This window comes from Sphingobacterium sp. UBA5996 (genome assembly GCF_002429765.1).
In the GTDB taxonomy this organism is placed as follows: domain Bacteria; phylum Bacteroidota; class Bacteroidia; order Sphingobacteriales; family Sphingobacteriaceae; genus Sphingobacterium.
This window is the reverse complement of record NZ_DJAS01000029.1, coordinates 88,627-104,921: the sequence shown is the minus strand read 5'-3', so window position 1 is coordinate 104,921 and position 16,295 is coordinate 88,627. Positions and strand designations below refer to the sequence as shown.

Here is a 16,295-nt window from a genome sequence, read left to right as displayed (position 1 = left end):
GATCAGTTCTTTCAATAGGAAAGGACGTGTAATAACCAAGGGAATATAATAACCAATAAATCTTATTTAAATGCGCAACTTAACGTACGCTTTAAGTGGTCTGATGCTCTTCGCGATCGTGCAGCAGGGATTCAGCCAGACGAATAAAGCTCATTATGAAAAAACACCTACTGGTATTAAAGTTAGCTTCAAAAATTCGGAAACCTCCATTGATCAGGATGTCTATTTGGATGTCGTGACCGATAAGATCGTGCGTGTCACGGCTGTTCCGGCTGGTGCAGCCTTACCAGGACAAACAAGCTTAGTGATCGTCGATTCACTGCGCCGGCAAGTAAAATCACTCGCGGTAAGTTCGACCGACTCGACGGTACATGTACAAACTGCCAATATGCAGGCAGTAGTTTCCTTGATGAATGGTAAAGTGGAATTTTTTGACCTTAAGGGGCAATCCATCCTTAAAGAAGCAAAGCGGAATTCAAGTTCTTTCTTAGCCAATAGTTATCAGGGAGATGTCTTTTATCAACTTAACCAAGACTTTATTGTCGATCCTGAGGAAGGGATCTATGGATTCGGCCAGCATCAGAATGCCGTGATGAACTATAATCGCGGAAAACAGGTTTCGCTGCTGCAGTACAATACAGAAATCGGAATACCCTTTTTACTGTCCACCAACAACTACGGTATCTTATGGCACAATTATTCCATTACAAAAGCGGGCGATGTGAGACCATTATTGCCCTTAAATGCTTTTAAGTTGCAGTCCAAGGAAGGTGAGCCGGGCTGGCTCACTGCAACCTATGTAAATCGAAACAAAGTCAACGAGGTCTATTTATCCCGGCCGGAATCGATTATCGATTATGGCTATCTAACGGATCAGCACAAGTTTCCAAAGGGAGTAAATCTGGCCGACAGTAAGGTTATCTATGAGGGAAATTTCTCGTCGCCCTACACGGGCAGGCATGTGCTGCATTTTAAATATTCGGGTTATATGAAAGTCTGGATTGATGGTGAAGAGGTCGCCGACCGCTGGCGGCAATCCTGGAATGCTGGTACCTTTGAAATAGAAAAGGACCTGCAGAAAGATAAGACGCACCAGATCCGAATGGAATGGATACCGGATGGGAGCGAATCCTATTTTACCTTAAACTGGCAAAGCCCTATTCCCGGAGCACGTAAAAACCTTTTTTCCTTTAATTCAGAAGCCGGCGATGCCATTGATTATTACTTCGTTCAGGGGGCGTCCATGGATGAGGTCATTGCAGGTTACCGCTACTTATCCGGCAAGGCACCGATTATGCCGCTTTGGAGCTTTGGATTTTGGCAGAGCAGAGAGCGCTACAAGACGCAAGCGGAAATTGAAGAGGTCGCTGCTGAATTTCGCAAACGCAAGATTCCGATCGACAATATTGTGCAGGACTGGTCTTATTGGGCTGAAAATGACTGGGGCAGTCAGAAATTTGATGTAAAGCGTTTTCCAGATCCGCAGGCTATGGTGAAGAAGCTGCATGATCAACACTTTAACATCATGATCTCGGCCTGGCCCAAAATCAATGAAGAGTCTTCCGTATACCAAGAATTTAAAGCGAACAAATGGATTTATCCCCGGAATATCTATGATGGCAGAAAAGACTGGATCGGAAAAGGTTATACTTCGACCTTTTATGATCCTTTCAACAAAGCAGCACGCGATGGGTTCTGGAAGTTGCTGGACAACAACCTTTTCAAAATCGGGATCGATGCCTGGTGGATGGATGCCAGCGAACCTGATGTTCACTCCAATATCGATCTGGATGAACGCAAGTCGGTTTTTCAGCCGAGTATAGGATCATCTGTTCGCTATTATAATGCGTTCCCTTTGCAAAATGCCAAGGGCATCTATGAGGGTCAGCGTGAAACGGATCCCAACAAACGGGTATTTATTCTGACGCGCTCCTTTTTTGCGGGTCAGCAGCGCTATGCCGCGGCTGCCTGGAGCGGAGATATCGCTTCCAGATGGCATGACATGAAAGATCAGATTGCCGGGGGGATCAATTTCTCGATGTCCGGTACACCTTATTGGACAATGGATGCCGGTGGCTTTTTGGTGGAAAATAGGTTTCACAAACCCAATGCGGCAGATTTGGAGGAGTGGCGGGAGCTCAATAGCCGCTGGTATCAATATGGCGCATTCTTGCCCTTGTTCAGGGCGCATGGACAATATCCGTATCGCGAGCCATACAATATCGCACCGGAAGATCATCCGGCCTATAAAAGCATGACCTATGCGATCAATCTACGGTATAAATTACTGGCCTACAATTACAGTCTGGCGGCAAAGACCTTTTTCGAAGACTATTCGATGATACGTGGACTTGCCATGGATTTCCCGCAGGACAAAGATGGATTCCAGAGCAACGACCAATACCTTTGGGGACCATCCTTGCTCATCAGTCCAGTCACTGAAAAAGGAGCGACCTCACGCAAGATACACTTCCCGAAAGGAGCCAGCTGGTATGATTTATACAGTGGCAAGATGGTAGCAGGCGGGCAGGATCTGGTTGTGGCAGCACCATACGAACGTATCCCTGTTTATGTCAGAGCCGGAGCAATAGTACCCATTGGACCTGTCATTCAGTATACGACGGAGAAAAAGGCAGATGTGCTGGATCTTTATATTTATGCCGGAGCAAACGGTCAGTTTTCACTCTATGAAGATGAAGGGAGCAACTATAATTATGAAAAAGGAAAATACAGCCGTATTGATTTCAGCTATGATAACTCGACACACACACTTTCTTTGGCCAGCCGTCAGGGGGATTTCGAGGGTATGCTGACCAAAAGAAAGTTTAATATCATTTTTGTCAGCGAAAGCAACGTCGTCGGACTGGATGTTTCGTCAAAAAAATCAACGGCTATAACCTATACAGGAAAAGCCTTGCAGATCAAATTAAAATAATAAAAAACCAATTTATAAATCAAGACATATGATAAGCAAACAATTGTTGAGCAGGGGCGTGGCCGTCGTGGTCATGACCGGCGTGACCTCTCTGGTCTGGGCACAATCCTTCACCGGATCGGTTGTTTCGGCTGATTCAGGCTTGCCAATCGTGGGAGCGAGTATTAGCATAAAGAATCAGAAGATTTCAACCAGCAGTGATGAATCGGGCAGGTTTTCACTGAAGGCCAGCACAGGGACAGTATTGACCATTACCTACGTGGGGTATAGAACAGAGGAAGTTAAAGTTACCGGCCCCAATATGGTAATCCGCCTGCAGCCGCAAGCTTCTGATCTTGAAGAAGTGGTGGTCATTGGCTACGGTGTACAGAAGAAAAAATTGAATACAGGAGCCAATTTGAAAGTTGAGGGTGAAGAACTGCAGAAACGCAATCAGCTGAACCCGCTGCAGTCGCTTCAGGGGCAAGCACCGGGTGTATCCATTACATCAACTTCGGGTCAGCCGGGAGCAGATATGAAAGTCGTCGTCCGCGGACTGGGGACAATCGGTAACTCAGGTCCTTTGTATGTCATTGATGGTGTCCCAGGAGGAGATATTTCGGTCTTGAATGCGGCCGATATCCAATCTATCGACGTACTTAAAGACGCTGCTTCGGCTGCCATCTATGGGTCGCAAGCGGCAAACGGAGTGGTCCTGGTCACTACCAAAATGGGGGCAGCGGGTAAAAATGTGCTATCGTTTGATGGCTATACAGGCATTCAGAATGTTTCGCGTAAAGCGAAATTACTGGATGCAGATCAGTACAAGCTAATCATGAATGAGCAATCACTGAATTCGGGAGCCGCGCTGATTGATTTTAACAGCATGGAAGGTTTGGCCAATACCAATTGGATGGATTACATGTTCAAGGATAATGCAAAAACGGACAATTACAATTTTGGCCTGACCGGTGGGAATGAGAAATCCACCTACGCTTTATCCATGAACTATATTGGTCAGGAGGGAATTGTGGGTGGTAAGGACGTTTCCAACTATCAGCGTTATGGTTTCCGGACGAACTCGGAGCATAAACTTTTTGATAACTTTGTGAAAATAGGTCAACACCTCAACTTTAACTACATTAAGAATCGAGGCATCAGTGTCGGCAATCAGTACAGTAATACGCTGCGTGGTGCTTTTGCTACTTCGCCCTTGTCACCGGTGTATTCGGACAATGGCTTGTACGGAAGTCCTTTCAATGATACCTCCAATTCGCCCTGGTACAATGGGGACAGCAATCCATATGGGGTGATGATGACCAATTCGAACAACGCCAATGATGGTCAAAAATTACTGGCCGATGTATTTGCAGAGATCGAACCGATTAAAGGCTTAAAGGTCCGCTCACTGCTGGGGTTCAACTATTATGCTTCAGAATACAGAAGTTTTACGCCCTTATATCGCTTCTCCATCTACACCTACAACCAAGATCATACAACCACCTCGCAGAACATGAGCAAAGGTCATACGCTGACCTGGACAAATACCGCTTCCTATGACTTTGATATTCACACGGATCACCGTTTTTCGGCCATGGTCGGTATGGAGTCGCTACGTTACCAGGGAACTTACCTTTCGGGGGCCAACTGGAATCTGCTTTCGCAGTTCAACGATTTTGCACATGCCTATTTGGACAATACCACAGGCCAGGCACACCTGGATGAAAAAGGTAATGTCGTCGAAACGCGTACGGTGTCTGGAAAACCAGAGAACATCACCCGCAGGGTCTCGTATTTTGGACGCCTGGGCTATAACTATAAGGAAAAGTACCTCTTGAATGCTACATTGCGTGCCGATGGATCCTCTAAATTTTCGCGTAGCAACCGCTGGGGATATTTCCCTTCGGTATCGGCGGGCTGGGTAATTTCTTCTGAAGAGTTTTTTAAAGAGCATTTAGCGGCTGTAAACTTCTTTAAACTCCGTGCTTCATGGGGACAAGTTGGTAACCAGGATATTGCTGATTTTCAATATGCGGCACCCATCAGTACCTCAACTGGCATTACATCGTCCAACCCCGGCGCACATTATGTTTTTGGAACGAGCAACAATAATATCGCTGGGGCCTATCCGAGCCGCTTATCCAATCCGAATCTGACCTGGGAAACTTCCGAACAGACCAATATCGGATTTGATGCCAAATTTGCGAACAGCCGTCTGGATGTTGTTGCCGACTTTTATGTCAAAAAGACGAAAAACTGGCTGGTTACAGCGCCTGTTTTGGCGACAACTGGAACGTTGCCCCCTTTTATCAATGGCGGTGACGTGAAGAATACAGGGGTGGAACTGGGACTAAATTGGGCGGATAAGATCAATGAAGTCAAGTATCGTCTTGGGGTAAATGGTGCCTATAACAAAAATAAGGTGGGACAGATACCAACTGAAGATGGTATTATCCACGGACAGACAGCCATGTTATACGATAACTCGGAAGAATTTTACCGCGCCGCAAACGGCCTACCCATTGGCTACTTCTGGGGGTATAAAACAGACGGTCTATTCCAGAACCAAGCCGAGATCGACGCCTGGAAAACAGCCGGAAAAGGTATCCTTCAAGCGGATGTAAAACCGGGCGATGTGAAATATGTAGATCAGAATAACGATGGTATTATCAATGCCTCGGATAAGACAAATCTAGGTGTTGGCATGCCTAATTTTACCTATGGATTTAATATTGGACTGGATTATAAAGGATTTGATTTCTCGGTGAATGCCTACGGTTCCCTTGGAAACAAAATTGTACAGTCTTACCGCAATCATGCCAATAAACAAGCAAACTATACCACACGAATATTAGACCGATGGACCGGAGAAGGTACTTCCAGTAAGATCCCCCGTGTTACGGAAACTAATGTCAATTGGCAGTTTTCAGACCTTTATATTCAGGATGGAGACTTTCTTCGGATCAGCAATGTGACCTTTGGTTATGATCTGTCGAAGCTGATCAAATGGAAGTATGCTAATCAGATCCGGTTCTACGTACAAGGTCAAAATCTGTTCACGTTCACCAAATATGATGGGATGGATCCCGAGATCGGCTATGGAACAGATGGTTGGGTATCGGGTATCGACCTCGGCTACTATCCAAGACCAAGAACGGTATTATTTGGCCTAAATGTTAAATTCTAAACACAAGAAATCATGAAAAAAACGAGCTATATCTATCATTCCATGTTATTTGGGTCCTTAATTTTAGGATCGTGTTCATCTAGTTTTTTGGATGTCGAACCGATGACAAGCGTTTTGGAAAGCAATTTTTATAAAACCGTCGCCGATGCTGACATGGCGCTGGTTGGTTGTTACGATGGTTATCAACGGACGACCTCCAATGGGAGCCAGTCTTTCTATCTGACAGCAGAGGTGGCTGCAGACAATTGTTTTGGCGGAACAGGTACAACAGACGGTCGCTCATTTCAGGCAATAGACCGTTTTGATATTGCGCAGTCCCAATCGGACAACAATATCTTTGACGGCACCTGGTCGGATTACTATGCTGGAATTTTTAGGTGTAATACGCTGTTGGGAAAATTGGACGGTACTGATTTTTCGGGCAATACAACTGCACGGGCACGTATTGAAGGAGAAACGAAATTCCTGCGGGCCACCATGTATTTTGATCTCGTCCGCCTATTCGAAAACATACCTCTGCTTACAAGCCCAACCAATGAGAATATCCCGCAGTCGGACCCCAAAGCGATTTATCAGCTGATTGTTTCCGACCTTAAGTTTGCGGCAACCAATATCCCAGCCACAGCTTACCCCAAATCAGCTGCGGCAACCAATGATGGCCGGGCAACTCCCTTTGCTGCAAAAGCACTATTGGCCCGTGTCTATCTATTTTATTCCGGTTATTATGGAAAGGAAGATATCGGTATCTCCAAAGCCGAAGCCCTTGCAGGCTTAGAAGAGATCATTAGCAGTGGTCAGTATGCGCTGGTGGCCGATTTCAAAAATCTGTGGCCGGCAGCCAGTTATATTCCGAATGCAAGCAATAATACGCTAGACATCTCCAAATATGCCGGTAAGGGGAATGTTGAGGTGGTATTTGCACAGAAATTCAACAATACATCGAATTACAACGGTTATGTTGATGGCAATCGCTGGGTCGTCTTTCTGGGCCTACGTGGTAAAAATTGGTCGCCTTATGGCCAGGGATGGGGTGCATGTACGGTAAGCAAAAAATTCTTCAATGAGTTTGACAACACGGATACGCGCAAGACTGCTTCAATTATTGATATTGATGGCGAGAAGATTACGGGATTTGACCTGAAAGATCAGCGTGAGTATACAGGGTACACTATAAAAAAATACGCCCCCACAGCATTGCCGGACGGTACCAGCAATACAGGTGGCGATAAGGATATGCAATTGTCCCAAGACCAGGATTACTTTGTTATCCGCTACGCTGATGTCTTGTTGATGGCGGCAGAACTCGGTTCCGCAAATGCGCAGAAATACTTTGATGAGGTACGAAAAAGAGCCTATAAGACCAATTTTGTCTCCTTATCAGTTTCAAAAAATAATATTCTGAAGGAAAGAAAGTTTGAATTTGCGTTTGAAGGTGTCCGCTATTGGGATGTATTGCGGCAGGGGCTAAACAATGCTGCTGCTACACTGGAAACAACAGAAGATGTCCTCAGCGGTTCAGTACCGGAGAAGGTCACCGTAACTAAAGAGCGTTTTCTGACAACGAAAGGATTTATGCAGATTCCAAACAAGCAGATTACTCTTTCCAATGGCGTACTGAAACAAAATGCCGGCTGGAACTAGACAAAATCTTAGTAGAATTTGGTACCCGTTGAATTATAACTAGACAAACATGAAAAAGATATTCACATATGCCATCTGCTTCTTTGTAGCGATGGTACTTTTTGGAGCCTGTTCTCCGGAGAATTATACACTGGGGGACATCGATGTCACATCGGCACAGTTGGAGAAGGGAAAAGCCTTTACTGTTGAACATGATGCCAATAATCCCAATATAGTGTATTTGACAAGCTTGATGGATGCCAGATACACCGCTTTGTGGGAGCATCCGCAGGGACGGAGTCAGGAAAAAAAGGTTATCCTGAAAATGCCCTTCCCGGGCGAGTACACGGTCAAATTTGGTGTTGAGACCCGTGGCGGGATTGTCTACGGTGAACCTGTAACATTTAAAATCGATCAGATGTATGCCGAATTTATCAGTGACGAGACCTGGACCTTATTGACGGGCGGGGCCGGGGAAGAGAAAACCTGGTACCTCGATCTAGATGCTGACGGTATCTCTCGTTACTTTAAAGGTCCGCTGTACTTTTACGGCACCGGTGACTGGTGGGGTAGCATCAACGAAACAGCTGCGCCTCTTAACAGCGATAGTTGGAGCTGGGAACCCGACTGGAAAGGCAATAGTTGGCTGATGCCTGCAGGCGATTATGGGAGTATGACCTTTGACCTGAAAGGTGGAGCAAACATCAATGTGAATCATGCCATGTTGGGTAAAGTACAGAAGGGGACTTTTAATATCGATACTGAAAAGAAAACCATCCGTATGACGGGGGCTTCGCCTTTACATGGAAAACCACAAGATGGGATCGTAGTCGACTGGGGTGATGTCCGTATTATGTCGTTGACCGAGAATACCATGCAATTAGCGGTATTGCGAGATCCGGTGCTTTCGAATGATGGAGCGGCCATGCTGACCTTTAATTTTATTAGCAAGGCCTTCAAGGAGAGTCTGACCGAAAATAGGTCGAATACCAAAATGAACAAATAAATGTATGTTGAAGCAATTATTTGACATGGGGTATAGCAGATTAATAGGTATATTGTTGCTATTATTGACGCTCACGGGCTCCGTGATTGGACAGTCCAGAAAGGTTATTGATTTTAATGGGGGCTGGTGGTTTAAACTGGATAGCAACCAGCAATATAGCGATGGACGAAAAGGAGAAAGCTGGCGAAAGCTCGATCTGCCGCACGACTGGAGCATCGAAATGCCTTTTAGAGAAAACAGTCCCGCAGGCAGCGGGGCTGCTTACCTCGATGGTGGCGTAGGCTGGTATCAAAAATCTTTTAAGCTGCCTAGCGCGGAGCGGGGCCAGCGGATATTTGTCGCATTTGAAGGTATATACGAAAACAGCGAAGTCTGGATTAACGGGCATTTCTTAGGGAAACGGCCCAATGGTTATATCGGATTCGAATACGAGCTTTCCCCTTATTTATACTGGGATGGTAGGGACAACCTGCTTTCAGTAAAAGTAAACAATAAGAATCAGCCCAATTCGCGTTTCTATTCGGGTTCGGGTATCTATCGGGATGTCAAATTAATCAGCCGGAATCCAGTCAGTATAGGAACGAACAGCACCTTCATAAGGGCTGAGCAGCTCAGCGAGAAACGTGCTGTCGTGGATCTTTCCCTGGAAATTGAGCACAGCCGTAAAGAATCAAAAAAGATGACGCTGCTGACGGAGGTCCTTTCCGCTCAAGGTGCTGTTATCGCAAGCAAACGTACATCTTTGAACGCCGTCAAAGCAGGTCTACATCCCATCGCTCAGCAGATTGTTCTCGAAAATCCCGTCTTATGGGATATTGAAAAGCCCTATCAATATACAGCAAAAATGCAGCTCATTGTGGATGGTGAGGTGCTGGATGAACAGCATACCAAATTTGGCTTACGCCATTTTAGATTCGATCAGCAGCAGGGCTTTATACTGAATGGAAGACAGCTTAAAATCCGAGGGGTCTGTTTACATAGTGACCTCGGCGCACTAGGCATGGCATTTAATCGGTCTGCAGCATTACGTCAGCTCCGCATGATGAAAGCAATGGGGGTGAATGGGATACGAACATCACACAATCCCTCGGCCCCAGCATTTTTGGACCTTTGCGATAGCTTGGGTTTCGTCGTGATGAGTGAAACATTCGATGTTTGGAAAGGTCGTAAAAATGCCTATGACTATCATTTATACTGGGACCAATGGTACAAGCGAGACTTCTCGGATCATGTCAAACGGGACCGGAATCATCCGTCGCTGTTTATCTGGTGTCTGGGCAATGAAGCACAGGAGCAGTGGCATTCCAAAGCTGATGGTACAGCTATTCCAATATCGTTAGCCGCAATCGTCGATAGCCTGGATGGCACACGCCCGACCACCATTGCCAATAATGAGCTCTCCAAAGCCAATCCCGTACTCATGAGTACGGCGGTGGATTTAGTTGGCTATAATTACAACCATCACAAATGGGCAAGCTTCCCACAGGATCATCCGGGAAAGAAGTTTATTGTAACAGAAAGTACTTCGGCATTGGAAAGCAGCGGGAAATATGATTTGGTTCCTTACGATTCCATTCGTATGTGGCCTGAAAGATGGGATATTCCTTTTGATGGGGGCAACAGTGACAGGAGCATATCAGCTTACGACAATGTATTCACGCCTTGGGGATCAAGCCATCAGACGAGTTTGCGGCTAATGGAGAAGTACAGCCATATTGCAGGCATGTATGTGTGGACGGGTTTTGATTATCTCGGTGAACCCACACCATACACTTGGCCAGCGCGAAGTTCGTACTTTGGTATTGTGGATCTAGCTGGATTTCCGAAGGATGTTTACTACCTGTATCAAAGTGTGTGGACAGAAAAACCGGTTTTACATGTATTACCACATTGGAACTGGAAAAAAGGCGACCGAGTTGACGTGGTGGTCTATTTTAATCAGGCTGATCGGGTAGAGCTTTATCTAAACGACAGAAAAATACGAGAACAGTCCAAAGATCCAGATCGGTACGACCTTGTATTTAAAGGAGTGGAATTTGAGCCTGGTAAGCTCGAAGCGGTATCGTACCTTGGAAACAAGAAGGTACTCAGCAAGGCAGTACATACTGCGGAGAGCGCATATCGAATCAAACTAATGGCAGAAAATTCGATCGCAAAAAACGGCAGCGATGAACTATTCTTTGTGCAGGCCTTCATTGTTGATCAATATGATACTATTGTTCCGGATGCAGCTGATGAAATAGAATTTATGACAGATTCTGCCAACACAACGGTTATTGTCACTGATAATGGTAATACAGCCGACTTAACTAGTTTTCAATCAACAGCCCGAAGGGCATTCAACGGCAAAGCTTTGGTGATGATAAAAAGCAAAGAAAAAGGTAAAATCATCCTTCGAGCCAAAAGCAAGGGGCTTTTGGCTGATGAAGTAGTGTTGATGAGTGAGTGAATTATAATTCAACTTAACAGCAACAACTATTAACGCACTGTCTGCATAAATCATACTTTCAGTGCGTTAAATTACGTCCATAAAGGTCCTGGAGCGACAGCATTTACGCGAATACTTTTAATCTGCTCTAGAAGCATTTGTGGGAGATTCGGAACAGTATGTGGTGTACAGGAGATGCTGTACGCAAAAAGAATTGAGGATATATTTTGTCTATTCCCTGTTAATCATTCTATCAATATTCGCTTTAATGTCATCTAGATCAAAAGGTTTTGCTATAAAGCCATTTGCTCCATTTTCATTGGCTATGGTGGCGCCATCAACACTAGCGGAAAGTACTATAATAGGCAAATCCATTATTTTACCGTTTTTGCGAATCAGGCTTATCACCTGATCGCCAGACAACAAAGGCATCCAAAGGTCAAGCAGGAGCAGATCAGGTGAATGCATTTCTATCTGCTCAATTAACAGGGTACTATTGGCGACAGTGAAGACAACATAACCTTCCAATTCTAAATATAGCTCGAGAACTTCAAGTATTCCCTCGTCATCGTCACAAATCATTATTCGTTTAGCTTCCATGTATTTTTTGTTTTTGCATAATAGGTAATGTAAAATTAAAAGTAGCACCCTCATCAACCGACCTTTCCATCCATAATGTACCTTAATGATTCATAATGATTTCTTTGGATGTATAGAACCCAATACCTAAGCCTGGGAATTTCTTTTGTGTAAGTTGAAGGTGTTGCTTTAATTGCTTTACATTCGCGTTGTCTTTTATAATATTAGGGCGATAAACGACCTTATAGCAGGCTATAATAGCATAGTATCTACAAGGCAATTATACTTATCAGAAGAATTACAAATCATATGCCTTTAATACCGCTGACCGTATAAATCACGGGTAATTCAAGTAGTTTAACTCTTAAGAACCGCGGTAGGAAACTTTTTTAAATGGATTTAATTCAACAGAATCTGAGCGACATGGATACATGTTTAATTAAGGATACTGGAGATATTTCATTTAACTCCTTTTGTGCGCATTGGAATACAATATATTGCTGTAGATGCGGTAATAAATAAATCAGTCCTATCTTTTCCTCCAAAACACACGTTCGATGTCCAAGGTTCATTTATCTCAATATGTCCGATCAATTCACCTTTCGGGCTATAGATAGAAACACCTCTTCCAGTAAGGTAAATATTTCCTTGGCTGTCTAGGGTAAGTCCGTCAGAACCTTGCTCAATGACCGCTGTCTGACTACTTAATTTACCTTTAGACTCAATGACATATCTATACGTTTTATTCCGTTCAATGTCTGCTACATACAAATATCTTCCATCAGGCGAACCTACTATTCCGTTGGGCTTAGTGAGATCATCAGCCACCACAATTGGCTTCTTTCCTTTTCCGAAAGGAAGGTAGTATACTTTTTGCCCCGCTATCTCGGGTTTCTTTCTATCCCAATAATCACGCTGATAATAGGGGTCTGTAAAGTAAATGCCTCCTTTTTCATCCACCCATAGGTCATTTGGACCATTCAATTTTCTTCCATCTACAGCTGATAGCAGGACCGTAACCTTACCATCCATGTTGATTGACCAAATTTCGTTTTTCTCATCCGAACATGAAAGCAGTTGATTCAGATGATTAAAGTAAAGTCCATTTGCACGGCCTGAAGAATCTTTAAACAACGAAAGATCACCATTTGTGCTGTATTTCCAGATTTTGTTATTTGGCTGGTCAGTAAAATAAATATTCCCCTCCCGATCCACGGCAGGACCTTCTGTAAATGTAAACTCCCGAGATATTAATTTCAAGCTGTCTTGATTAAATAACTGCGCTCTTGTGTTTATTCCCCCTACCATGAAAAGGATGAATAAGAACGTATGAGAGTACCTGCAATAACTAACTGAATGTCCCATAGTAAAGTTTATAATTTCAAATTATTATCATCAATTAGCGTTCTACCATTAACGTGAAATGTCCTATTAATATACTTGCTAAAGAATCCATATCTTGATGTGGTCGAATGATCAGATACAATATAGCTTTTATTCTTTAAATTTATTGGTAAAAGTGTCTCTTTAGCAGCGATATGAAAAACCTTTTTGAATAAAGTAACGATTTTTATTTATATGGTTAAATATAACCATTGACTGAAGTATAACATCGCTGGTAACTTTGGGAGTTGTATAGATGTTCTATTTACTATTTAAAGTGTTAAGATCCAAATTAGCAGTGCCAAATATGACTATTCCATTTAGTATTGTTTTGTTAAGTCTTTTTATGATGATTTATCATACGCCTATTACAAACGTAGGAGAGCGGCAAGTTACTTATACTGATCATTCTCGAGAGCGACCTTTGAAATCCCAAATTTGGTATCCAACAACGGGTACGAATTTTAAAAATACGCAACAACCATTCGTTTTACCACCGACAGTAAAAGATGCAGAATTTATACAAAAAAAATATCCATTGGTTGTCCTTTCTCATGGGACAGGAGGCAATCGATATAGCTTATCATGGTTGGCGATTGAATTAGCTAAAGACGGATATGTTGTGATAGCTCCGGATCATTGGGGAAATACTCTCGATAATAAAATTCCTGAAAACTTTGTACGTTATTGGGATAGGCCGCTGGATATGAGTTTTCTAATTTCATCATTGCTTGATGATCCTGTTTATAATAGTTACATAGACAGTAGTAAAATAGCGGGAATCGGATTTTCGTTAGGTGGATACACCACTTTAGCACTTGCTGGAGTTAAAATAGATTGTGATAAACTCAAGATAAATGCATCGATAGCCAAAAATCGCAACCAATTTGTTGTTCCTGAACTGGGTGATCTTCAAGAACTCATACAAAAAATCCCATGCAACCAAGTGCCAGAAAATTTAAAAGATAGTCGATTTAAAGTCAACATAGCTTTATCTCCGGCTTTGGGACTGGGACTTTCGGAAGAAAAACAAAGCACAAAATCTTCGGTTTTGATCATCGGTGCCGCAGATGATTCCATTGCTCCGCTGGCATCGAATGCGCTTAAATATAGTGAAGTAATAAAAGGCTCAAAATATAGCGTACTTCCAGTTAAAACGGGGCATTATGTTTTTTTAAATGAAGGAAAATCATTTTTAGTTAATGAAGAACCGACTTTTTACAACGATCATGAAACTATTGACAGAAAATCGGTACATCGTCAAGTGGCTTCAGAAATAAAAAATTTCCTTAGAGAGCATCTGAAGTAATTGACCACTGATTTGTTAATATTAAGCTCAAATGCTTATCAGAGAATTTATTAAGGGTAGAATTTATGTTGAATTTTAAAATATATCAATTGCTTGCAACCTTTTTAATGAGGCGAATTATTTTTTAAATGTAATTTCATCGCATATCATCGGGTTAGCATACCACGGTCTAAAGTATTTGAAAAGTAACATGGTCGTAATTCAATTAGTCAAAAAATAAATTTATTAGTTTCTGTATTAATAAGTTAATTGATACAGGATTGTTACAAATAAAGTTTTTTCTTAATTTTGGCATTTTAGTATTTATAATTTATTCAATTTATGCTTTTCATTTATACGCGTTACGAGTACGTTCTAGGGAGTAAAAATATCTTGGCAACATTAAAAAATGAGGCCGTACCCCAGAACTTTAATCTTAGTATCATCACACCTGCAACCAAATTTTTAGGATTCCCAGTTGGTGGAGGTTTAGTAAAAATGTCTCGTTTAGTGAATCAAAACGGACAGGTCATCCACGCTAGAAATTATTCACCTGAAATAAAAGAAGAGGTTAAAAAATTTAAAAAGACGCTTAAAATTCCCTATTTCAAACTATGGAAAGGGTACTTGATGATAGCCTCAATAGCAATTGTCGGCTCTATTATTTACGGTATAAAACTAAATTTGGATGGCAAAAAATATCGTAATGAAAAGGATAATCTTGTGAAATCGGCTCGACAATTACACGCGGGTCAACTTTATGGAGCAAGTTTTTTTACTGACGCTGAAGGAAATAATATCGAAGGTTTGCCTGTCGGTTGGGTTAAAATTCTAAAGATAGAAGGAGATACAATTTTCGTCCAACGGTCAAAAAAAATGACAGATCGCGCGATGTTTGAAATGAAAGATTTGCAATCAATCAAGCCAACAACAGATGAAGACTGGAATAACCATATCGAAAAGATGAATTATCCACTATTTAAAGAAGCTTCCCTCAATAAAGATTTATCAAGAATAGATCTGTCATATATTGGTGCAGACCATGATAAATATTCTGGCGTCATCATGTCTTTCAAGGGTGTTGAGTAGTTACTTTTATTAAACTAATCATATGGAAAATGGGAGAGAAGTTTACCAAATTCGACGGGGTGGAAAACGAAAATAAGCAGGAAACACAACACAGTATATTATTTCAAAAAAGTGGTCGATTTTTAATTGTGTTGCCTTTTTTAATCCCCTTATTTTTTATCGGAAAAACTTTTGGTTGGTGGCAAAAGGAATTTGTTGCCAGAGGTTATATTATTGGGATTTCATCAAATGGTAAAATCTATGAGCTCGGCAATGGTGGTGTTTTTGCGTTCAGTAAACGTTTCGTTAGGGATAAGAAAGTGTTTTTGAAGGCAGGATCAGGCACGGTATGTTTTATTTCTGCACTAGCGGAGCAACACTATCAACTCAATTCTGAAAAACCGAGCAATCCATTTTTCCAGGGGAGCGTCACCTTTATCAATTACGACAAATCGAAGATTTACTGTCGGGAGGAGAGAAAATACATTGACGCTAGTTCATACTATACCGTAAATAGTGCGTTTGATCGCAATGGCCAACTTTTGTTAGCTTACAGTACTGACGACGAAGCTCCAAAATCCTTAAGGCAGCCCCAATTTATAAAAACAATCATTAATCAAGGCATGTCTCGGCGCTCGGGAGGAAGTGTAAGTGATGTTGAAGATCCTTATATTGATGTATCAGCGATCTTTGAGCAATTTTTTCATAGAAAATTGAATTATTCGGTTGACGAGGAAAAGAAAATCATACGTTTAATCTTATAATTATCAATGGAGATCTTGTACGTGCACTATGAAAAAACTAAACTTAAATTTTTTTATA

10 protein-coding genes are annotated in these 16,295 nt (G+C 42.4%); 8 read left to right on the top strand and 2 right to left on the bottom strand.

Annotated elements, in window-relative coordinates:
* The first annotated feature begins 70 nt into the window (after positions 1–70).
* Genes B3E00_RS20780 through B3E00_RS20760 form a run of 5 tightly spaced genes read left to right on the top strand, consistent with a single transcriptional unit; the run spans position 71 to position 11,176 of the window.
* On the top strand, positions 71–2,935 hold the full coding sequence (locus tag B3E00_RS20780; RefSeq protein WP_293939912.1) for a TIM-barrel domain-containing protein: 2,865 nt from the start codon (positions 71–73) through the stop codon (positions 2,933–2,935).
* Between the two features lie 28 nt (positions 2,936–2,963).
* Positions 2,964–6,101 carry a SusC/RagA family TonB-linked outer membrane protein gene (locus B3E00_RS20775; RefSeq protein WP_293889187.1) on the top strand — a complete coding sequence of 1,046 codons (3,138 nt, stop codon included), beginning with the start codon at positions 2,964–2,966 and terminating at the stop codon, positions 6,099–6,101.
* Positions 6,102–6,113: 12 nt separating this feature from the next.
* Positions 6,114–7,742, top strand: coding sequence for a RagB/SusD family nutrient uptake outer membrane protein (locus B3E00_RS20770; RefSeq protein WP_293883259.1), 1,629 nt, complete (start codon positions 6,114–6,116; stop codon positions 7,740–7,742).
* A 49-nt stretch (positions 7,743–7,791) separates the two neighbouring features.
* Positions 7,792–8,727, top strand: coding sequence for a hypothetical protein (locus tag B3E00_RS20765; RefSeq protein WP_293889184.1), 936 nt, complete (start codon positions 7,792–7,794; stop codon positions 8,725–8,727).
* 4 nt (positions 8,728–8,731) lie between these two features.
* Complete coding sequence (locus B3E00_RS20760; protein WP_293889182.1) at positions 8,732–11,176, top strand: glycoside hydrolase family 2 TIM barrel-domain containing protein; 2,445 nt, start codon at positions 8,732–8,734, stop codon at positions 11,174–11,176.
* 210 nt (positions 11,177–11,386) lie between these two features.
* Here B3E00_RS20760 and B3E00_RS20755 read toward each other — a convergent pair whose 3' ends face one another.
* Together B3E00_RS20755 and B3E00_RS20750 are read right to left on the bottom strand one after the other, a co-directional pair.
* Positions 11,387–11,755: a response regulator gene (locus tag B3E00_RS20755; protein ID WP_293883266.1), complete on the bottom strand. Its 369-nt coding sequence runs from the start codon at positions 11,753–11,755 to the stop codon at positions 11,387–11,389.
* A gap of 438 nt (positions 11,756–12,193) precedes the next feature.
* Positions 12,194–12,994: an SMP-30/gluconolactonase/LRE family protein gene (locus B3E00_RS20750; protein ID WP_293883268.1), complete on the bottom strand. Its 801-nt coding sequence runs from the start codon at positions 12,992–12,994 to the stop codon at positions 12,194–12,196.
* Between the two features lie 430 nt (positions 12,995–13,424).
* Between B3E00_RS20750 and B3E00_RS20745 the strand changes: the two genes are divergently transcribed.
* The 3 genes from B3E00_RS20745 (at position 13,425) to B3E00_RS20735 (ending at position 16,237) form a co-directional block, all read left to right on the top strand.
* Positions 13,425–14,426 (top strand): alpha/beta hydrolase family protein, encoded by a 1,002-nt coding sequence (locus B3E00_RS20745; protein ID WP_293883270.1) that lies wholly within the window; start codon positions 13,425–13,427, stop codon positions 14,424–14,426.
* Positions 14,427–14,798: 372 nt separating this feature from the next.
* Positions 14,799–15,494 (top strand): hypothetical protein, encoded by a 696-nt coding sequence (locus tag B3E00_RS20740; protein ID WP_293883274.1) that lies wholly within the window; start codon positions 14,799–14,801, stop codon positions 15,492–15,494.
* Between the two features lie 29 nt (positions 15,495–15,523).
* Positions 15,524–16,237: a hypothetical protein gene (locus B3E00_RS20735; RefSeq protein WP_293889179.1), complete on the top strand. Its 714-nt coding sequence runs from the start codon at positions 15,524–15,526 to the stop codon at positions 16,235–16,237.
* The last annotated feature ends 58 nt before the right edge of the window (positions 16,238–16,295 follow it).